Annotated in this window: 16 protein-coding genes and 1 pseudogene; 13 read left to right on the forward strand and 4 right to left on the reverse strand. The window is 57.8% G+C overall.

Going from position 1 to position 19,690, the window contains the following annotated elements; genetic code table 11:
- Positions 1–514 precede the first annotated feature (514 nt).
- The gene (locus tag HNR46_RS09970) at positions 515–736 is read left to right on the forward strand and encodes a hypothetical protein (protein ID WP_184018345.1); all 222 of its coding nucleotides are present in this window, start codon (positions 515–517) and stop codon (positions 734–736) included.
- 149 nt (positions 737–885) lie between these two features.
- On the forward strand, positions 886–1,251 hold the full coding sequence (locus HNR46_RS09975) for a hypothetical protein (protein WP_184018347.1): 366 nt from the start codon (positions 886–888) through the stop codon (positions 1,249–1,251).
- A gap of 48 nt (positions 1,252–1,299) precedes the next feature.
- On the opposite strand, the pseudogene HNR46_RS09980 reads toward HNR46_RS09975, so the two are convergent.
- Positions 1,300–2,248 (reverse strand): annotated as a pseudogene (locus HNR46_RS09980) (IS30 family transposase).
- Between the two features lie 207 nt (positions 2,249–2,455).
- On the opposite strand from HNR46_RS09980, the gene HNR46_RS09985 reads away from it, so the two are divergent.
- Positions 2,456–2,956 (forward strand): hypothetical protein, encoded by a 501-nt coding sequence (locus tag HNR46_RS09985; protein ID WP_184018349.1) that lies wholly within the window; start codon positions 2,456–2,458, stop codon positions 2,954–2,956.
- Between the two features lie 148 nt (positions 2,957–3,104).
- On the forward strand, positions 3,105–4,496 hold the full coding sequence (locus HNR46_RS09990; protein ID WP_184018351.1) for a hypothetical protein: 1,392 nt from the start codon (positions 3,105–3,107) through the stop codon (positions 4,494–4,496).
- Between the two features lie 177 nt (positions 4,497–4,673).
- On the opposite strand, the gene HNR46_RS09995 is transcribed toward HNR46_RS09990, so the two are convergent.
- Positions 4,674–5,438 carry a transposase gene (locus HNR46_RS09995; protein ID WP_184018353.1) on the reverse strand — a complete coding sequence of 255 codons (765 nt, stop codon included), beginning with the start codon at positions 5,436–5,438 and terminating at the stop codon, positions 4,674–4,676.
- A 207-nt stretch (positions 5,439–5,645) separates the two neighbouring features.
- Here HNR46_RS09995 and HNR46_RS10000 point away from each other — a divergent pair, with 207 nt between their 5' ends.
- On the forward strand, positions 5,646–6,095 hold the full coding sequence (locus tag HNR46_RS10000; protein WP_221285112.1) for a hypothetical protein: 450 nt from the start codon (positions 5,646–5,648) through the stop codon (positions 6,093–6,095).
- Positions 6,096–6,506: 411 nt separating this feature from the next.
- On the opposite strand, the gene HNR46_RS10005 is transcribed toward HNR46_RS10000, so the two are convergent.
- On the reverse strand, positions 6,507–7,616 hold the full coding sequence (locus tag HNR46_RS10005) for an RICIN domain-containing protein (protein WP_184018357.1): 1,110 nt from the start codon (positions 7,614–7,616) through the stop codon (positions 6,507–6,509).
- A gap of 17 nt (positions 7,617–7,633) precedes the next feature.
- A complete protein-coding gene (locus HNR46_RS10010) occupies positions 7,634–8,356 on the reverse strand; it encodes a hypothetical protein (RefSeq protein WP_184018359.1) in 723 nt (240 codons plus the stop codon).
- Between the two features lie 525 nt (positions 8,357–8,881).
- Here HNR46_RS10010 and HNR46_RS10015 point away from each other — a divergent pair.
- From HNR46_RS10015 to HNR46_RS10050, 8 genes are all read left to right on the forward strand, one after another.
- Positions 8,882–9,778, forward strand: coding sequence for a helix-turn-helix domain-containing protein (locus HNR46_RS10015; RefSeq protein WP_221285113.1), 897 nt, complete (start codon positions 8,882–8,884; stop codon positions 9,776–9,778).
- Positions 9,779–9,876: 98 nt separating this feature from the next.
- The gene (locus tag HNR46_RS10020; protein ID WP_184018625.1) at positions 9,877–10,953 is read left to right on the forward strand and encodes an alpha/beta fold hydrolase; all 1,077 of its coding nucleotides are present in this window, start codon (positions 9,877–9,879) and stop codon (positions 10,951–10,953) included.
- Between the two features lie 194 nt (positions 10,954–11,147).
- The gene (locus HNR46_RS10025) at positions 11,148–11,555 is read left to right on the forward strand and encodes a (R)-mandelonitrile lyase (RefSeq protein ID WP_184018363.1); all 408 of its coding nucleotides are present in this window, start codon (positions 11,148–11,150) and stop codon (positions 11,553–11,555) included.
- 71 nt (positions 11,556–11,626) lie between these two features.
- Entirely contained in the window at positions 11,627–13,006 is a 1,380-nt protein-coding gene (gene fumC / locus HNR46_RS10030) for a class II fumarate hydratase (protein WP_184018365.1), read from the forward strand.
- A 77-nt stretch (positions 13,007–13,083) separates the two neighbouring features.
- On the forward strand, positions 13,084–13,656 hold the full coding sequence (locus HNR46_RS10035) for a hypothetical protein (RefSeq protein WP_184018366.1): 573 nt from the start codon (positions 13,084–13,086) through the stop codon (positions 13,654–13,656).
- A 154-nt stretch (positions 13,657–13,810) separates the two neighbouring features.
- Complete coding sequence (locus HNR46_RS10040; protein WP_184018367.1) at positions 13,811–16,405, forward strand: glutaminase family protein; 2,595 nt, start codon at positions 13,811–13,813, stop codon at positions 16,403–16,405.
- 299 nt (positions 16,406–16,704) lie between these two features.
- The gene (locus tag HNR46_RS10045) at positions 16,705–17,463 is read left to right on the forward strand and encodes an HAD-IIB family hydrolase (RefSeq protein ID WP_184018368.1); all 759 of its coding nucleotides are present in this window, start codon (positions 16,705–16,707) and stop codon (positions 17,461–17,463) included.
- Positions 17,460–19,658: an HAD family hydrolase gene (locus tag HNR46_RS10050; RefSeq protein ID WP_184018369.1), complete on the forward strand. Its 2,199-nt coding sequence runs from the start codon at positions 17,460–17,462 to the stop codon at positions 19,656–19,658. The genes HNR46_RS10045 and HNR46_RS10050 overlap by 4 nt, the downstream gene beginning before the upstream one ends.
- Positions 19,659–19,690 lie beyond the last annotated feature (32 nt).

Below are 19,690 nucleotides of genomic sequence, written 5' to 3' on the forward strand. Positions count from 1 at the left end.
TCCTTCCAAGTGTCGCGAATGATGCCCACGAGGCACGAAATCGGCGCAAAAGTTCGTAATTTCATCCCACCCCCTCCGCCATGACCCCATCCCTGCGGACAGGGATGGGGTCATGGCGTTTTTAGGGGGGCGGCAGTCCCTACCGGACTGCAGCGCAGGAGGGATTGAAGACGGGGAAGCCGAGTCTAGAGCATTGAAATCCCCTAGCTCGCCACAAACCGAAGAAGTCGAACAAGTCGCTGGTGGACGATCCCTAACAGCGGCTTTGTTGCGTTCTTGCCGGCAGCTTCGGGAGGTGATTGATTGTCCATGGCTTCACCGGTGGGTTATCGGGGTCGCCACAGCTTTTACGTTCTGCAAGAAACTCATGACTACGATGCCATCCCAGAGCGTTCTCAATTACATCGAGAGCTTGGACGAGAACCCGGTTGAAGATACAGGATCTCGAGTGTGTGTCACCGTGAATGCTTCTCGATCGGATGGCTCGCAATCGTGGATCCAGCTCCATAGGAGCATGATCAACTTTCAGCACGTGGACAGTCAGTCGGCAGATGAGGCGCTGGGATCAATTCTAGACGAGCTTCCGGTTCCAGATGACGCCTCTCTTGAACCCGGGTCATATATGACATTCGGGGTGGCTGGCTTTTCTTTAGGCGAACTTGGCAAGCTGCTTGACGGGCTGCTGATGCAGTATTTCAAGGCTGAGGAGATTTCTTGCTCGGTCGAGAAAATCTAGCAAGGGGAAAGGCGAACAAGTCGAATCAGGGCGACCCCTCACCGCGGCCTTGTCGAAGATCCTTGGAGGTGGTTCCATGCGGCAACGAGAACAGCGCCTCCGTCATGAGGGTCGGGTTGGCTGTTCATCGACGTTCGCCATTAAATAAGATGCCAACCAAGCGCCATCGATTTGCGGAAGCAATCTCTACAGGATTGGTGGTGACAGCCGCTGGCATCGGGATTACTTGGCACTTCGTCGAGAATCGGGAGCTGAAGACCAGACCACTAGAAGATGCCCTCTGGGTTTGCGATTGGGACGTGACCAAGATCTATGGCCCAGGGAGTCCGGAGCAGGCATCTGTGGTAAAGCAGTTCCGCAACGGCGGTCTCACGAACTTGAAGTTTGCTGCTCCGACTCTTTATCGGATGGGAGGTAGTTCCTCACATGATTCCCGAGAGGGCATCCTCATGGTTCCCTTTGATCCACGGCACCCTGAGACCGCCCGGGCGTTGGTAGCCCAAAAGGAACCGTAGCAAATCGAATAAAGCGCGGCTTCAAGAGTGAAGTGCAACACTAGCGGTTTATAGGAACAGTTCGTTAGGTGTGCGGAAGTTATAGCGCTCGCGCGGAGGTTCGTTCAGTTCGATGGCGATCCAGTCGCATTGTTCCTGGGTGAGCTTCTCCATGCTCGTGGCCTTGGGAAGATACTGCCGGGATCAGACCGTTGGTGTTCTCGTTGGTTCCGCGCTCCCACGAGTGGTGCGGCGGGGCGAAGTAGAAGCGCATCGAGAGCTCCTCTTCGATTTCTCGATCGCCATGAAATTCGCACCCATTGTCTGCAGTGATCGTCAAGTAACGTCGGCGATGGCGGTGCGTCAGCAGCATCATTGCCTTGAAGACTTCTTCTTTGGTGCGCGCCGTCAGCTTGGCGATTTGAAGATACCCGGTCTTGCGTTCCACAAGCGTCAGGATGCAGGCCTTGCCGCTGCCCAACACTGTATCCATTTCCCAGTGCCCGAGGCGGGAGCGGTTCTCCGCGCCGATTGGCCGAGGCGCGATCGGCCGCTTACCTGCAAGCCTTCCGCGACTGTCATATTGGCCGTATCGTTTGCGCCGCTTCTTCGAAGCCTGACGCAGATTCGTGTGCAGATCGCCACCGTAACGGCGGTCGTCCCAGGCGTGCTGGTAGATCGTCTCATGGCTGATGGAGACGATCCGGAATCGTTTCAGCACCCCCGAGACCTGCATCGGACTGAGCTTCCTCCGGAGGAGGCTCCTGACGATTTCCCACACGTATCCGCTGAAGCACGTGCCCTGGCGGGCCCGGCGCCGGCGGCCCCGGGCCATCTGGCATGCGTGAAGGGGCTTGTATCGGCCATTGGTCGGATAGGCGTTGCGCCGAATCTCCCGGGAGATCGTGCTGGGACTCCGTCCAAGCTCGCGGGCAATCGCACGAAGGCTGAATTTCACTCGTCTCATCGCCCCGATCGGGTAGCGTTCGTCGTTGCTGAGTTGCTGGTAATTCTTCATAGGTGCAGCACCCGCCCCAATGCCCTTCCCAAGACTCAGAGCGGGTGTTGCACTTACTTTATGAATCCAAGGGAGAGAACAAGTCGCGGCTGGACAACCCGCTACCCCGCCGCGACTTGGAGATTGAACCGTGATGACAACCCCTTATCCTGAGGCGGACTGGCACTCCCGGTAGCGGATGCCAGCGCTCAAACGTTCTCTGTAAAAATGGATCCTGCTCTCGAAAGCTTGTGGCGAGTTGGTCAGAAGCCGTTCCACGACAAAACCATCTTTAGCGGAGACGGTCATACGGTCGCTGATGCTTTGATCTCTATCGAGAGTGCCATCAGACACATTGAGCTGTATTATCCGTCTGCGGAGTTGAGGCAGTTCGATGACTGGCACGAGCATGACGGGATGGTGTTCGATTCTTCTCCAGTATCACTCGAGGATCTTCGCGAGCAGACTTCATCGGCCGAGGCGTTCATCAAGAACCACTCGGATGATTATGCGGTTTATCGGGCAGTCTATCCTGCTTCTCTGGACTTTCTCCTTCGATACTGCCTCTGGGATGCAGACGTTCCGAATCAACCAGAGCATGCTCGCTCGGCAGATTGGAGCTTTACTGGGTATGGATTTGATCTCATGGAGATAAAGAAGAGGTGGGGAAGAGCGCAGTTGATCGAAGAACCTTCGAAATCGTATTTCACTCAACGGTATGGCGGCTAAACAAACGAAACAGAGAACAAGCGGGTGGACACCAATCGCCTACACGCATCGAGTCGGCGTGACCCTCTTTACTCGAACTCTTAACCCTGTTGCGGAGTGGCGCTGCCTGTAGGCGGCGGGTCACCCTTGACGTTATGCCAAGAAACTGATGTTCCGACGTCTCAAAGAATTTTTGGCAGGAACACATGGCGCGACCTCTCCAGAGCCGAGCAATGAAGACATTCCCGCCACTGAAGAGTTCTCGTTCGAATCGCTGTGGGACGATTACGAGCGGAGAACGTGGCATTACGACAACGCTAAAGCGACCCTCGGGAAGTCTAACCCACGTCTCCTGAATTGGATCGGCTCAATCGACTATTCTGGCTACACGCGCGAGAAGAGCCTGAGGGCGCTAATTGCTAGTGCTGAGCCTGGTGATGAGAATCGGATTCTTCTTCGATTACAGGATTGGGTGCCGCAGGTGCAGCGTCTCGCTGGAGACTGGGTTCTTGCCCACTTTCGATCCCTCCCGTTTGATTCCATTCGCAGCAATCAGCGCCTGATCTTGTATCTATCCCGCAAGGATAGGCTCCAGAACGACCCCGGTCTGCTTGAGATCAAGAGAGATCTGCTCGCGAGAACTCGAGGGATGACTCCAGCCCAGTTCTTCGGACTCGAGGCAATGTTCCGGAGATTCCTGTTTTCGCTTTCATTCGAGGATGACGGGCACCTTCGCCCGTGGATTCTTGGCGATCCAGAACCCTTCAACCGGCTGCTTCTCCTGAGCGAGTTTCAGTTCTCAGAGATCACCCCTGACGAGAAGCTCCGTCTTCAGGCCGATAAATCGGTATTTGTTCGTCGCAGGCTATTCCAAACTCAAATTGATGCTGGGATTACTCCCGAGAGGGATGAGTTGATTTCTTTGGCACTCGATCCCAACCGCAGCTTTCGGGAGAGGGGTCAGTTTTATCTCAAGAGCATCTACGGAGAGGACTGCTATGCGATCTACCACGCCAAGGAGGGTGAGGAGTTCTACTTCATCGGAGACTATGCACGCCCAGAGGATGCAGAGCATTTTCTAGCAGGGATTCGTTCAGGATCGCGCCCTACCCAACAGGCTTGTATGAGAGCTTTAGCCAGTGCGGCTCCAGATCGCCTGAATGAGTTGGATATCGCGTCCCTGATTTCCCAGAATCGCAGGTTCCGCTCCATTCTTGTCCCGCTGCTTCCCCAATTGCTCTCGATTGATGGTGTTTTGGCGTTGCGCTCCGCCTTTGAGAGGAGTTCGCCATTCGGAACAGTCAGCTTCCTGCGAGTGCTCGAGAAGAAGTCGTTTTGGACTTTCGTTGATGAGGGCTTGTCCCTTCTGATCTCGGAGCCTGAGACGGCTTTGCGTCAGTCGATCGTCAGACCGATTCAGAGCCGAGTGGCGATTTATGAGTCGCTGCCATCGCCCTTGCGTGACAGCATTACCAAGAAGATCATCAGGCTACGCGATCACGGTCAGAAGCAAGATCAAGGAGTCGCTGACCTTCTAGAGTTCACAATAAGAACGGCATAACGAGACCGTCGGAAAACCCCGGTTGAGCCCGTCGTACCGTTGCCTTCGGATGGTGCTGAGTGATGGACGTCGTTTTCGATTTCCGGGCGGGCGTTTCCCTTGCGGGGTCGTGGCGCCTCGTGATGGGCGTCCTGTGACGCCCTGCCGGGGCCACGGATGCCGCGGGGCATGCCGGCCTCACCCTGTGGCGGGCTCGCCGGTGCCGTATTCCGGCCGGTAGAGGGCGATCTTGCCGATGTTGTGCATGATGCTCCAGAGGTTCCAGATGACTCCCACCTTTTGCCGTCCGCGGTAGTGGATGCGGTTGAGACCTTTGGCGTGCCGCAGGTTGGCGAAGATCGGTTCGATGGTGTCCATGCGGTAGCTGTAGCGATGCCTTCCTCCCGGGGTGTCGACCTTGTCCCGCATGGACTTGCAATTGGGGCGTGCGGGCTCGATGCAGACGCTCAAAGTACGACGTTTTCCGTTTTTACTCAGGCAGCGTGAGCGGAACTCGCAGATGCTGCAGAAGTCACTTTCGATCTCGTACTTGTGGAAGGCTCCTTTGCCGCCGGTGGAGGTGCTGGTGCCGGGCTTGCGACGGAGGATCTGGCCCTTGGGGCAGCGGTAGGTGTCGGCTTCCTCGTCCCGGGTGAAGTCGGCGGCGGCGAAGCGGCCGCTGTCCTTGGGGCGGATTTTGCGGAGGTGCCGGTCGCGGCCTTCGTAGCGCTCGTCGCGGTCGCGGTGGTTGGGGTCGGGTATGACGGCGTCGAGCTGACGTGCGGCGCAGGCTTCGAGGTTGGGCTCGCTGTGGTAGTTGGCGTCGGCGAGGAAGGAGTCGTCGTAGCGGGCCTCGATGAGGTGGTGGAGGGCGAACGCGAACGTGCCCGGTTCGATCTGTTCCTCGAGGTTGACGGGGACGATGAGTCCCTGGGCGTAGTCGTAGGGTTTGAAGCGTGCCATGGCTCGCGTCCCGGGGAAGCAGCGGGCGGGCCAGCGGGCGGAAATCGGGCTGGAACAGGGAGGGGTTTTTCGACAGTTTCAACAAGGCGTCGCTCTCAACACCTGCCCCGCCGCAAGTTCAATCCGCCATGACCATTCAACCCTCAACCCACAGTCGATGCCTCGCCCTCGGGCAGGGGTGAGAGGACTTGGGACGTTGTGCAAGGAATGATGAGAAAGCAAATTGGCTACGTAGGACTCGTGATGGCAACTGGCTTTCTCGGATGGGCTTGGGGGAACCACCAGCGAACGGAAGAGGAGTTGAACCGCGTTTACTATCCGACGCTCTTTTCCGAAGTCATCCGGGCGATGGATCCGGTTTCGAAGCAAGCCGTGAATTTCGAGATCAGGTGGCACGAAGAAGTTGGTCCGGGGCTGAAGGGGACCGAACCTACCAGGGTGATGAGGTATCCAGACAAGTCGCAGGCGGTGACGCTTGTAAGGCGATGGGATCGAAAGGAGTATGCGTTTGATATCTGCGCACCAGGGTTCAACGATTACACGCTCACGATTAAGCCCGCAGACTGGCACATGATTTCGGAGGTTGCGGATCAGACCCGAGAAGTGGTGCTAGTGCCTGTGGAAGCGAGACGGGGTATCGAGACGCTAGAAGAATGAAGATGCATGATGAGACGGGCGGATGAACCCGGTCAGGTGTGGATTCTGGAGTCTCGAAGGGAGGGCGATGGAGGTTGCGGATTTGAATGGATCGGTCGGGTTTCTGGCTCCTGTGGTCATCGTTCGACGATTGGGCCGCAATGGCGCCTCGTTAAGGCGCCGTGCTGAGGGGGCTTTGCGCCACGCGGTCCGGTAGGCGTAGTTTTGGATTTTTCGGGTGACCGTGCTGGGGCTTGGTCCGAGGTCACGGGCAATCGCGAGAACGTTCCCTTAGACATGTCGCAATGCTACAATTGGGTTGCGGTCCGCGTGGTGGAATTGCTGGTTTTTCAGAGGTTCAGCACCCTCCCCGGTGCTCTTACAAGACGCAGGGAGGGTGTTGCACGTCGTTGATGCAACCAAGGAAAGAGATTAAGGGAGCGGGAGGAATTCCCATAGCTGGCCACCCCAGTCTGTCCATTGCTGGATGTTGGCTCCATCTGCCGAACTGAATCCGTTGACATCGATGGCTTTTCCGCTTTGACGGTTGCAAATGCGCCAATCGCCATTGCTCCCTCCCGTCAGCCGCCATTGTTGGCCGAAGTTGTTAAGCCAACTCCATTGCTGCACATTATCTCCGTCGTTGAGTCCCATGCTTGAGGTCTCAAGAACCTTTCCGCTGTTCGCATTGGTGAACGAGTACCAACCGCCGCCTAGGTGGGTGACTGTCCAATGTTGATTGCTGCCGCTGTTGTCTGCCCATTGAACGATGTTGCCTCCATCGGCCGTGCTCGCACCCCATACATCGATCAGCTTGCCACTGAAATCGGAGCGAATCTGGTAGTTGCTCCCGGAGGCGGGGCCTGCAACGTTTGGATTTGAGTCGGTTTGGTATTCCGCGAGGTTGGACACGCCATCATTGTCGGCATCACCGGTGCCCGTTTGATTGAGGTTTCCAAATTGAAAGGTCTCCCAGTCGTCGGGCATGCCATCGCTGTCGGAATCGACGACGATTCCCATGTCCCAGCGCATCGCAGCTACCAGTTTGCAGTGACGTTCGCGGGCGACCGCACTGGTATCTTCGTTGTCGTAGTTCATTCCATAGGGCCAGAAATGTCCTCCGCCGGTGCCGATGCCCGCGTTTTGACCGTCATAGATCAAAACCAGCGCATTGGCCGCAGGGCCCCACCAGCCGCCATCGGTCCATGACCAGTACTGTCCGACGCCTAAGGTGTGAGCGATCTCGTGGAGGGCGACTCGGGTTCCGATGGTGCCGCCAAAGTCGATCCAACCGCTGTAGCTTGCTTGGGCCGTGGGCACCCCAGTATTGTAGTTGGCGGTGACATGTTTGTCGAAATAGCCATGGGCGTTGTAAGTCGCGACGGCTTCATTCATGCAGGCGATGATCGCGTTGCGCTTGTCCGTGGGCCAACTTTCGTTGCCGCTGGCGAGGCTGTAGGTAAGAGCGTGGGCTGGCATGGTGATGGCGAAAGCGACTTCCATGGCAAGAAGAGCGGGCTTTAGATGGTGGGTAAGTGGCATAGGTATTGGTTTGGTTTTCATGGTGTTTGAACCGACGGAGGGGTCGCCGGGGTTGGGGAGAGGGAAGAAGCCGATGGAGTGGAGCGGTATTGGCGGATTCCTTGCAGTTCCTTTTGGGCGCGCTCCTTCAAGGGACCGTCAGCAAAGGTCTCCACCCACAGCGCAGCTTCGCTCGGATCCCCCATTCCCCATCGGTTGACGACGGTGAGGATGGCTTCATCTTGTTGGGCACCTTGCGGGATTTGCTCGACCACCCATTGGGCGGCCAGCATTGGGTTGTCGTGGGCTCGGACGAGGGCGATCCGCTGAATGAGGTGATCTCGAATCTCGCTGTCTGGTTGGTCGATTGCCCAGGCCGCGGCGGAAGGAAGATCGGTCCGGGCCCACTTTTCGGTGAGGGCTTCCACCTCGGAAATGGCGGAGTCATCGATGGACAGGCGTTCCACGGCTTCGGCAACTTGATCGACGATCCCGAGTGACAAATCGTGGGTGGGCTGCCGTTGTGAGATGGCCGCTTCGATCGCGAGTAGAAGCGTCGCCCTTTCCTCGGAATCGGGGCGATTTTCGACCCAAGCGATGGCCTCAAGGGGTGATTTTGAGCTCCATGCTTGGAGTCCTTGTTGAAGGAGGCGATCGCGGCGGTTCCCTGGCGGCAGGGAATCGGCGGTAAGGAGAGCTGCGGGTGGAGTGTTGGGGTGTCGATGGGCTTTGGGTTGCACTCTTGAAGGTTCGTCCGCCATGGAGAGGGGACTTTCGATTCGCCTGACTTTTGATTTCGCGAAGTCCGGTGTGGTGTTGGACCGTGGGTGGCGAGGGAAGATTCGAGGATCTTGAAGGAGACAGAGGGTGGCACCAAGAGCGGGGCATCCCGTTGCTAGAATGAAGATGATCTTTGACTTCATGATCATGGTGCCTGGATGGAAAAGGATAGGGTCTGCGGATGTTGCTTGGAGAGATGAGGGAATCGAGGTATGCGATTGTCGACCACCTTGCAGGAGGGTGGGTGGTCTGGCAATGGGTCGTGGCGATCATGAGATGTCTAAAAAGTAGACTCCCAATCATCATGTGTGGGCCGGAGATTGAGAAGGAACGGAGAGAAAGAGTTCCTTTTTCCCGGGGGGGAAAGCGTGAGGGAACTACCACCCGGCGGAGTGGGGCACCGGTAATGGACGGTTGCGGGAGGCCGGGATCGCTATAAGATCCACCTGATGGAAGAGTGCCGGTTCACTCCCGCGGTAGAGCACCACAAGCATTTTCCCGGGAAGATGATTCACCGGGGCGAGGGGGCGGCGTGGAAGGATTTGCTCGTGGAGATTCATACGAGACCTCCCGTGGGAAGAGCGATGTTGATTCCGGCTGTGGCCGAGCCTCAGCTGATCTGGCAGATCTCCGGGCGGGTGCTGTGTGAAGATCGTGAGTTGGGAGGAAGTTGGAATGCGCACTCGGTGGAGCCCAACGATCTATTCTTGGTAACCTCCCCAGAGCCGTACGAATTGCGGTGGCGAGCGATGGCCCCCGAGCCGATGGTGGTGATGCATGCGACGCTAGGGTTGCATTGCCTTGCCAGTGCCGCTCGTGAATGGAGTGGGGAGGGGTCTCGGATTCCTCGATTGAAGGAGTTCAATGGCATTCAGGATCCGACGATTTTGGCATTTCTGGAAATGCTTCGTAAGGAATTGACATTGCAACCGAGGGCGAGCGGTGCGTTTGTGCATGGAATTGCGCAAAGCCTGGCGGCCCATTTGGTGAGGACCTACCGGGATGAAAACGATCCACGACCTCACCGGTCGACGGCTTTGCCTGCCTATCCGTTGCACCGTGTGTTGAGCATGATGGAGGGGGCATTGCAGGAGGGGGTTTCCATCGGCGCGTTGGCAACAGCGGTCGATCTAAGCGAGTCGCATTTCTCCCGAATGTTCAAGGGAAGCACAGGCTTTTCTCCGTCCAGGTATTTCATCCGGCTCCGAATTTCGAAGGCACAGGAGTTGCTTCGAGAGACGAAGATGCCGATCATCGAGATCGGATTGGAGGTGGGCTATACCAGTCCCAGTCACTTTGCGCATGTCTTTCGCAAGGAAACGGGATGGAGCCCTCATGAGTACCGCGAGCGGATGCACTCGGGGAGGGGGATGGAGGATTTTAGCAGAATCGCGATAGAGTAAGCGGAATCCCGCGAGCGAGGTGGAGAAATGGGGGCATGCTGGCCCCCATGAGTTCAAGAACGATCGAGAAGGCGGGCAATGAGGATGGGAAATCGGCGATGGAGTCGACAGCGCTGCCGCGGACCGGGAAGAGCCATGAGGGATGGAAGAGAACGACTCGATCACTCGTGGCTGCTGTTGGAGTGAGTTCCGCATGGGCAGCTGGTGATGTTGCGGGAGCGGAGGAAGTTTGGGACAAGACCTTTCCTCGGAGCGAGGGGGTGGTCCACCGCAAGATCTCCTTCAAGAATCGCTACGGAATTCCGTTGGTGGGTGACCTTTACCAACCGAAGGAGGGTGGAGGGGGAAAGCGGGGGGCTATCGCGATCAGTGGACCTTTTGGCGCCGTGAAGGAGCAGGCGGCGGGTTTGTATGCTCAAACTCTAGCAGAACGAGGGTGGGTGACCTTGGCGTTCGATCCTTCGTATACGGGGGAGAGTGGAGGGGAACCTCGGCACGTAGCTTCGCCGGACATCAATACGGAGGACTTTTGCGCCGCGGTGGATGCGTTGGGGCTGTTGGAGGAGGTGGACCGGGAAAGGATCGGGATTCTCGGGATTTGTGGTTGGGGGGGGATGGCATTGAGCGCAGCTGCGGTGGACAAAAGAATCAAGGCGGTGGCGACGAGTACGATGTACGATATGTCCCGTGTGATGGCGAAGGGCTACGATGATCAAATGACGACGGAGCAGCGAAGCGAAGTCCTTGAGAAGCTGAGCCGGCAGCGTTGGACGGATGCGGATCACGGGGAGCCTGAGTATGGTCCGGTGTCCCTTGAGCTGAAGGGAGGTGAGCCCGCGTTTGTGGTGGAGTATGCGGGCTACTATAAGGATCCCGAGCGGGGGTATCATCCGCGGGCGATCAATTCGAATGGGTCGTGGACAATGACGAATCCGCTATCGTTCATGAATCTGCCCCTGATGACGTACCTTCGAGAAATTTCTCCACGGCCATTATTGTTGGTCCATGGGGAGAAGGCGCACTCGCGATATTTCAGTGAAAGCGCCTTCGAGGCGGCGGCTGAGCCGAAGGAGTTGGTGATCATCGAAGGGGCGAATCATGTGGATCTCTATGATCGGTTGGACAAGATTCCCTTTGAACGGCTGGACGCCTTTTTCTCGGAGCACCTGAAGTGAGGTGGTAACGGATAAAAGCTCATTACGGTTGGGTCGGAATGAAACCCGGTAGCTTGAAGACGATTTCGCGACGGGAATTTGTTTTGGCAGCGGCAGCCGCAACAGGATCGCTGACGGCCGATCGCGTCGCAAGAGCCGCATCTCCCGACCTTCCCGATTTCGATTCTCAGAATTCTCTACTATCTTCAATGACGATGAAAATTACCCGCAATGGAACGCAATCTTCTGCTGTAGGACCCTCGGAATGGTTCACGGGAACGACACGAATTGATCCGCTTTTTCAGCCGGAGGAGCCGGCTCGAACGGCAGCGGCCAGTGTGACTTTCGAACCTGGGGCACGAACCGCGTGGCACACTCATCCTCTCGGACAAACTCTGATCGTGACGTCGGGGCTTGGGTGGGTGCAGTGCGAAGGTGGGGAGATCGAGGAGATTCGTCCAGGTGATGTCATCTGGTTTCCTCCGGGCGTCAAACACTGGCATGGCGCGAGCCCCGCAACGGCGATGACCCATCTTGCGATCCAAGAAGCCCTGGATGGCAAAGTGGTCGAGTGGATGGAAAAGGTGAGCGATGAGCAGTATCAGAAGGTGGATCCGGATTGATCGGTTCTTTTGATTGATGGAGCAGCGAGGCGTCGACTGGACGGATGCCCTGATGTGGGGCTTGTTGTTCCATGAAAGAGCGGATTGAAAGAGACAGTCTCGGGGATGTGGCGGTGCGTGAAGACCGAATTTGGGGCGCGCAGACGCAGCGTTCGTTGGAAAATTTTCCGATCGGAGATCAGCGAATGCCCTTGGAGGTGATCGGCGCATTGGCGGAGATCAAGCATGCAGCAGCGACGGTCAACGAAGAGCTGTCGGGGCTAGACCCGAAGGTGGCTGAGGCGATTCGTCAGGCGGCGACCGAGGTGGTGGCGGGGCGCTGGGATGATCATTTTCCGCTGAAAGTTTTTCAAACGGGTTCTGGCACCCAGACGAACATGAATGTGAATGAGGTGCTGGCGTATCGGGCGCGTGAGCTGCATCCAGATGGAGCGATGGTGCATCCGAATGATGATGTGAATCGCTGCCAGTCATCGAATGATTCTTTCCCCACGGCGATGCATGTGGCGGCGGTGAAGGCGACGAAGCGGCATTTGTTACCGGAGTTGGAGGCCCTGGCGCAGGCGCTTTTGGAGAAGGCGCGGGCTTTCGCCGAGGTGGTGAAGATCGGTCGTACACATTGCCAGGATGCGACTCCGCTGACGGTGGGCCAGGAGTTTGGGGGCTACCAGAGGCAGGTGGAGGCCGGGGTGGGGCGGGTGATGCAGGCCATGGAGGGTTTGTATTTCTTAGCGCAGGGAGGGACGGCTGTGGGGACTGGGTTGAATGCGCCGGTTGGTTTTGCGGAGCGGATGGCGGAAGAGTTGGCGAGGCGATCCGGTGAGCCGTTTCGTACTGCGCCGGACAAGTTTGAGGCCTTGGCGGCCCATGATGCGGTGGTGTTTTTTTCCGGTGCGTTGAAGACGGTTGCGGGATCACTGTTCAAGATTGCCAACGATCTGAGGTTGTTGGCATCCGGGCCGAGGTCGGGATTCGGTGAGCTGCGTTTGCCCGCCAACGAACCGGGATCGTCCATCATGCCGGGGAAGGTGAATCCGACGCAATGCGAAGCGCTCACTCAGGTGTGCCTGCGGGTGATGGGAAATGATGCGACGATCACGATGGCAGGGAGCCAGGGTCAATTTGAACTGAATACGTACAAGCCATTGATGATTGCTTGTTTGTTGGAGTCGATCCGATTGCTGGGGGACGGGGTGGCGAGTTTTCGCGTTCGATGTGTCGAGGGGATCGAGTTGAATCGGGATCGCATTGATGACTTGGTCGAGAGGAGTTTGATGTTGGTGACGGCTTTGTCGCCGGAGATTGGCTATGACCGGGCGGCGGCTATTGCCAAAGCAGCGCACGCCCATGGCACGACATTGAGGGAGGAAGCCTTGGCGGCGGGGATCTCTGAGGATGTGTTCGATCGGAGGGTTCGGCCTGAGCGAATGGTCGGACCGATGGAGCTGTGAAACCGTGCGCAATGCACCGTTCATTCGTGCAATCATCCCATAGAGATTTTTGCGATGTGGGGGGAAATTGGTGAGCAATGAAAACACCAAAGATTCATTCCATGGTCGTGTTGGCGAGTTCGCTGGCGATGTTTGTCGGTCCGGTATCGGCGAAGCCCAACAAGGAGGGCGGCAAAGGTGGCCCTCCGCCCGCCTCCGAGAAGAGCGGACCGGGTGCGAACAAGAAGAAGGGCGCGGCCAAGGGGGCAGCGAAGGTTCAGCCGAAGGGCAAGGTGAAGGGAAAAAAGGGGGGGCATCAAGGACCGGCGGTATCCGTGGTGCGCTTCAATGATACGGAGCGCCGAGGGGTGGTGAGCTATTTTCGAGGCTACGAAGGTCGCGATGGGGGATTGCCGCCGGGGATTGCGAAGCGGATGCGTGATGGCAAGCGCTTGCCTCCGGGTTGGCAGTCGAAGTTGCAGCCCGGATATGTGCTGGACGATGTGTGGATGGCAGGCTTGGTGCCGGTCAGCGCGGATCTCTTCCCGGGGATGCCTTATTTGGGAGGGGGGAATCTCTACGTTTATGGGGATCGGTTGATCCGATTGGACGGGCATCGCCATGAGGTGGTGGAGGTCGTGGTGCTGCCGACGGTGGTGATCGACCTCTAACGTCTTGGAGTTGCGCGACTCCGGGATTTCCCGAAGGGTGGGAATTCGATATGGAGTGGTGCATCCGTGTACGCTTGGGATCCTTGCGTGACGAGGATTCGGGCGTTGTGGTTGGGCCCGCCGGACGCGGATCCGGTGCCCCAACCACGTCATCATGAAGAATTTGATTTTTTCCGCTGCCGCTGCTGCCTCGATGGTGGCCGGTGTCGCCTCGGGACGCGAGGTGTCTGCGGATCCCGATACCCTTATTCCGCCCGCGACGCCTTTGATCGCGTGTGATCCTTATTTCAGCATTTGGTCCCCAGCCGATAAGTTGGCGGGTGCTGAGACGACCCACTGGACTGGCCGGCGTCATCAGTTGAGCAGCTTGGTGAAGGTGGATGGGAAATCCTATCGCTTGATGGGGGCCTCGCCTGCGTCGGTGCCTGCGATGGAGCAGACGGACCTTGAGGTCTTTCCAACTCGGACCATTTATGGGTTCAGGGGTGACGGAGTGGAGATTGATCTGACGTTCATGACTCCGGCGTTGCCCGAGGACATGGCGTTGCTATCCCGGCCGGTGACGTATTTGACGTACGATGTGCGATCGACGGATGGCAAGGAGCACACGGTGTCGGTATTCTTTGGAGCATCGGCGGAGCTGACGGTGAATGAGCCGGGCCAAGCCGTGGAGTGGCAAGGAGGGGCTGACGAGGGTCTGACGGTGCTGAAGATGGGCTCGAAGGAGCAGCGTATCCTTGGTAAAAAGGGCGACGACCTGCGGATTGACTGGGGCTATCTCTACGTTTCCGCGCCGGAATCTGCCACGGAATCGACGGCGTTTTCTCGGCCGAACGAACTGGCGTTTGCTTTTGCCGCATCGGATTTGCGTTCGACGGGCAACCAGGGTGAGTCGGAGCATGCCGATCAAGCGGGTGCGGGGATTTCGCTGAAGCCGCTGAAGGTGGGAGCGGAAACGGCCTCCACATGGCTGATGGTGGCCTACGACGATTTGTATTCGATCCAGTTCAACCACAGCAATTTGCGGCCCTATTGGCGCAAGGATGGATGGGAAGCGAGCGATTTGCTCGTGGCTTCTGCGAAGGAATATGAGTCGCTGAAGAAGCGTTGTGAGGCGTTCGACAGCGAGTTGTTCGCTGACTTGGAGAAGATGGGTGGGGTTCGTTATGCCAAGCTCTCTTCGCTGGCCTTCCGGCAGTGTTTTGCGGCTGGCAAGTTTGTAGCCGACGCGAACGGGCAGCCGTTGCAGTTCTCAAAGGAGAACCATTCGAATGGGTGCATTGCGACGTCGGACGTGTTTTATCCGATGGCGCCGCAGTTTCTGATGTTCGGACCGACGGTGGCGAAGTCGTTCATCGTTCCGTTCATGGAATACGCGATGAGTGATCGCTGGAAGTTCCCGTTTGCGCCTCACGATCTCGGCACCTACCCGCTCGCCAATGGCCAGGTCTATGGCGGTGGTGAGGCGACGGAGGACAATCAAATGCCCGTCGAAGAGAGTGGCAATCTGCTGATTCTGTTTGGCGCCGTGGCGCAGATGGAAGGCAACGCAAGTTTTGCGGAGCCATACTGGAGCCGCCTCGAGCAGTGGGCGGAGTATCTTCGCAAGGAGGGCTTTGATCCGCCAAACCAACTGTGCACCGACGACTTCGCTGGGCACCTCGCGCATAATGTGAACCTCAGTGCCAAGGCCATTTGTGGTCTGGCTTCGTTCTCGAAGCTTTGCGAGATGCGCGGCGACAAGGCGAAGGCGAAAACCTATCTTGAAACGGCGAAGCGCTTTGCCGAGCGATGGGTGGTGGAAGCCAGTGATGGGGATCACTACCGGCTTGCCTTTGACCGTCCGGACACGTGGAGCCAGAAGTACAACCTCGTTTGGGATCGCATTTTGGACTTCGGGTTGTTCCCGGAGGCGGTGTTTGAGACGGAGATGGCTTTTTACAAGTCGAAGCAGAATGAGTATGGTCTGCCGCTGGATAACCGCTCGGACTACACGAAGCTCGACTGGATTTTGTGGACCGCGACTCTGACCGAGAAGCGCGAAGACTTCGATGCCTTGCTGGGGCCGGTGTTCAAGTTCCTGAACCACACGCCGGATCGGTCCCCGATGACCGACTGGTATTACACCTCGACGGCCAAGAAGCAGGGCTTCACGGCGCGGCCGGTGGTCGGTGGGGTGTTCTTGCGTGGCCTCTACGATGAGGAGGTTTGGAATAAGTATGCGTCACGGGACGTGACCAAGGCGACCCAGTGGGCTCCGCTTCCTGAGTACATTCCGCCAGTGATCACTCCGGTGGTGGAAGCGGGTGATTCCAAGCCGGGAATTCAATGGAACTACACGCTGGAACGTCCGGCCGATGACTGGATGAAGCCGGGCTTCGACGACAAGGGCTGGCGTAAGGGAACAGCTGGATTCGGCAGCGACAGCACCCCGAATGTGAAGAACCGCACGAAGTGGAATACTGGGGATATTTGGATTCGCCGCGAAGTGCAGGTGAGCACGGTGAAGCCTGAAAACCTCATGCTCTGGGTTTTCCACGACGAAGATGCCGAGATTTTCATCAATGGGGTGTCCGCGGCGACCTTGGGTGGGTTCAATACCAACTACGAGATCTTTGAGATTTCCGAGGCGGCCAAAGCGGCGCTTAAGCCGGGTCGCAACCTGATCTCGGTGCACTGCCATCAAAATCAAGGCGGCCAGTACATCGACGTTGGCCTTGTTGAGGTGACTCCGGGCAAGAAGAAGTAAGCGAGCGCTTCGATTTCATTTACATCAACCCACGTATGCAGCAGCGGGTCATGGCTCTTCAGCCATGGCCCGCCTCATTTTTTGGAGGCGGCGAATTGGAGTCTGGAGGTCCTCTGGGTCAGGCGAGATCGAGAGCCGGGACCCGCCCCTTTCTGAGCGCATGACGCGGGGAGTTTCGCGCAACATTTCCGCGCCGCCGCGCTTGGACCCTTGGACTTGCGAGGGAAGTGGGTTGTTGCTGGCGGAGGGTCGGGAAGCTTTCGTTTGAGAGATCGAGTTCATCTGCTAGGGTCGGCACGATGCACGAGAAGAAACGCGTCCGGATGCTGTGTTCGGACATCGATGGGACGCTTTTGGGGGTCCCGGAGGCGACCCGGCAGCTGCGCGCCGTCTGGGAGGAGATGAATGAGGATAGGCCGCTGTTGGTGTTCAGCACGGGAAGATTGCTGGAGGACGCGCTGAAGGTGGCGGAGGAGGAAGGCTTACCCCGGCCGGATTTCGTGATCGGCGGGGTGGGGACGATGATCTACGATGTGCATCGTGGGGAGATGCTGGAATCCTTTTCGCGAGTGCTCGATGAGGGTTGGGATCGAAGACGAGTGGATGAAGTGGTGGCGGCGAATTCGAAGATTCGGACCCAGCCGCCGGAGCAGCAACATGCTTGGAAGAGCAGTTGGTTTTGGGACGGAGCCAGCGCCGAGGAGTTGGCGGATTTGCGAGCAGCTTTGGGAGCCGCCGGGGTGAAGGCGCAGGTGGTGTATTCTTCGGGCCGAGATTTGGATGTGTTGCCTTTGGCGGCGAACAAGGGGAACTCGCTGCGTTGGCTATGTGGCCAGGTGGGGATGGGAACGGATGAGGTGGTGACCTCAGGGGATACGGGAAATGATGAGTTCTTGTTGTTGGAGCCGGGCGTTCGCGGGATTGCCGTGGGGAATGCCGCTCCGGAGTTGTTGGAAGCAGTCCGCGGCAAGTCGGTGTTTCTGGCGCGTGGTCATTGCGCGGCAGGAGTGCTGGAAGGCTGGGAGCATTATGGAGTTTTCAACCAAGCAGGCGCATGAAGCGGAAACTGGATATTCTTCATTTCTCGGTGCATGGATTGATCCGAGGAGCGAATTTGGAGTTGGGTCGCGATCCGGATACCGGAGGGCAATGTCTTTACGTGCTGGAGTTGGTGAAAGCTCTCGCCCGGCGTGAGGAGGTGGGGCGGGTATCGCTGGTGACGCGCAAGGTTTTCGACCGGAATGTTTCAGCGGACTATGCGCAGGATCGCGAGTTGCTGGGGGGTTCCGGGGATATTTGCCGGATTGAAGCGGGGCCGCGGAGGTATTTGAGGAAAGAGGTTTTGTGGCGGCATTTGGATGGATTTGTGGATGGGACGCTGGCGTGGCTGCGGCGGGAGAAGCGGGTTCCGGACTTGGTCCATGCGCATTATGCGGATGCGGGTTACGTCGGGCGGCAAGTGGCGGCGGTTCTAGGTTGCCCTTTTGTTTTCACAGGGCACTCGCTCGGCCGGGTCAAACGGGAGCGATTGATCGAGGGTGGATCCGTGGGCGAGGATATCGAGAAGCGCTACAATCTGGCGGCACGGATCGAGGCAGAGGAGTTGAGTTTGGACGCGGCATCGATGGTGTGCACGAGCACTCGCCAGGAGGTCGAGGAGCAGTATGCGATGTATGACCAGTATGCGGCGGATCGCATGAAAGTGATTCCCCCAGGGGTGGACTTGAGTCGCTTTGAGGGAGAGGGCCATCCCGAGGTGATGGCGGCGGTAGACGCCAAGTTGTCGCGTTTTCTCCGGGATCCATCGAAGCCCGCGGTTTTGGCGATTGCGCGGGCGGATGAGCGGAAAAATCTGGTCGGGTTGGTACGGGCATTTGGTGAAAATGCATGGCTTCGTGAGCATGCGAATTTGATCGTGGTGGGAGGGAACCGAGAAACTCTCGCTGATCTCCCCGCGGGCGGGCGAAAGGTGTGGAACGCGCTGTTGCGTTTGATGGATGATTTGGACCTTTACGGGGTGTGTGCGGTGCCGAAGAAGCATGCTTCGCAGGAGGTGGCTGGATTTTACCGATGGGCGGCCGAGCGCAAGGGGGTGTTTGTGAATCCAGCCTACACGGAACCGTTTGGTTTGACGTTGTTGGAAGCATCCGCCGCGGGGCTTCCATTGGTGGCGACGCATGATGGCGGACCACGGGATATTTTGGCCAACTGTGAGAATGGCGAATTGGTGGACCCGTTGGACAGCGATGCGATTGGTCGAGCGATTGAAGGAATCCTTGCGAATCCAGATCGGCACGGAGAGTTGGCGGAACTTGGAGAGAAGCGGGTCCGCGAGCACTATTCGTGGGATGCGCATGTGGATCGGTATTTGAAGGAGCTGCAGAAGGTGCTGCCGTCTGAGCCGCGGTCGTGGCATCAGGGAACCCGCCAGGTGATGGCAAAGGCGGACCGCTGGTTGGTGATGGATCTTCCGCCGAATTTTGAGAACGAGCCTCATGAGCTGATCGAGCGCTGGCATCATTTGTTCGATCCCATCGACGACTCGGTGCGATTGGGGCTTGGCATTGCGACTGGATTGTCATCGGAGGATGCCTGGGCAGTGATCGAGCGGTTGGGGATGCCGAAGCCCTCGTTTGTGATTGCGGGCTTGGGGGCTTCGATCCGTTACGGCAATGCCCGAGTGCGGGATGAGGTGTGGGAAAAGCAGGTGCGTCATCGCTGGAAGCGCGAAGAGGTATTGGATGCGTTGTCGGAATTCGAGGGGTTGGAGTTGCAACCGGAAGAGAATCAGCATGATTTGAAGGTTTCTTATTTCCGGGATCAGGCGGGTGGGCCTGACATGGCGAGGATTGTTTCGCATCTGCGGGAGCGTGGTGTGTCGGGCAAGGTGATGATGACTGCCAATGCGTATGTTGACATTGTACCGGTGCGCTCGGGGAAGGATGTGGCTTTGCGGTACCTTGAGTATAAATGGGGTATCGATCCGGCGAGTATCTATTGCTACGGGATGTATGGGAATGATGCGTCGATGGTGCGCGGACGAAATCTGGCGGCGATCGCAGCGAATGCGGATGAGGTGTTGCGGCGATTCCGTTCGCGGCCACGGTTGGTGAAGTGCCGGCAGTCGGGGTTGGCGGGGCTTTTCGAGGGTCTTGACCACTACGGGGTGTTGGCGGGCGAGCCTCCGCCATTGCCGGGGCAGGGAGCGACGAGTGACGATGAGGCGGTGCCGGAGATCGAGTTGCTGACGTGAAGCTGCGACAGACGATTTGATCGCTTGAGCGG

The sequence above is a fragment of the Haloferula luteola genome (genome assembly GCF_014201715.1).
Lineage (GTDB): Bacteria > Verrucomicrobiota > Verrucomicrobiia > Verrucomicrobiales > Akkermansiaceae > Haloferula > Haloferula luteola.

What these genes read in the sequence shown, in the direction of transcription:
- HNR46_RS09970 (WP_184018345.1), top strand. Translation starts at nt 515, where the DNA reads ATGATCAACTTTCAGCACGTGGACAGTCAGTCGGCAGATGAGGCGCTG.
- HNR46_RS09975 (WP_184018347.1), top strand. Translation starts at nt 886, where the DNA reads ATGCCAACCAAGCGCCATCGATTTGCGGAAGCAATCTCTACAGGATTG.
- HNR46_RS09985 (WP_184018349.1), top strand. Translation starts at nt 2,456, where the DNA reads ATGGATCCTGCTCTCGAAAGCTTGTGGCGAGTTGGTCAGAAGCCGTTC.
- HNR46_RS09990 (WP_184018351.1), top strand. Translation starts at nt 3,105, where the DNA reads ATGTTCCGACGTCTCAAAGAATTTTTGGCAGGAACACATGGCGCGACC.
- HNR46_RS09995 (WP_184018353.1), bottom strand. Translation starts at nt 5,438, where the DNA reads ATGGCACGCTTCAAACCCTACGACTACGCCCAGGGACTCATCGTCCCC.
- HNR46_RS10000 (WP_221285112.1), top strand. Translation starts at nt 5,646, where the DNA reads ATGATGAGAAAGCAAATTGGCTACGTAGGACTCGTGATGGCAACTGGC.
- HNR46_RS10005 (WP_184018357.1), bottom strand. Translation starts at nt 7,616, where the DNA reads ATGCCACTTACCCACCATCTAAAGCCCGCTCTTCTTGCCATGGAAGTC.
- HNR46_RS10010 (WP_184018359.1), bottom strand. Translation starts at nt 8,356, where the DNA reads ATGGCGGACGAACCTTCAAGAGTGCAACCCAAAGCCCATCGACACCCC.
- HNR46_RS10015 (WP_221285113.1), top strand. Translation starts at nt 8,882, where the DNA reads ATGATTCACCGGGGCGAGGGGGCGGCGTGGAAGGATTTGCTCGTGGAG.
- HNR46_RS10020 (WP_184018625.1), top strand. Translation starts at nt 9,877, where the DNA reads ATGGAGTCGACAGCGCTGCCGCGGACCGGGAAGAGCCATGAGGGATGG.
- HNR46_RS10025 (WP_184018363.1), top strand. Translation starts at nt 11,148, where the DNA reads ATGAAAATTACCCGCAATGGAACGCAATCTTCTGCTGTAGGACCCTCG.
- fumC (WP_184018365.1), top strand. Translation starts at nt 11,627, where the DNA reads ATGAAAGAGCGGATTGAAAGAGACAGTCTCGGGGATGTGGCGGTGCGT.
- HNR46_RS10035 (WP_184018366.1), top strand. Translation starts at nt 13,084, where the DNA reads ATGAAAACACCAAAGATTCATTCCATGGTCGTGTTGGCGAGTTCGCTG.
- HNR46_RS10040 (WP_184018367.1), top strand. Translation starts at nt 13,811, where the DNA reads ATGAAGAATTTGATTTTTTCCGCTGCCGCTGCTGCCTCGATGGTGGCC.
- HNR46_RS10045 (WP_184018368.1), top strand. Translation starts at nt 16,705, where the DNA reads ATGCACGAGAAGAAACGCGTCCGGATGCTGTGTTCGGACATCGATGGG.
- HNR46_RS10050 (WP_184018369.1), top strand. Translation starts at nt 17,460, where the DNA reads ATGAAGCGGAAACTGGATATTCTTCATTTCTCGGTGCATGGATTGATC.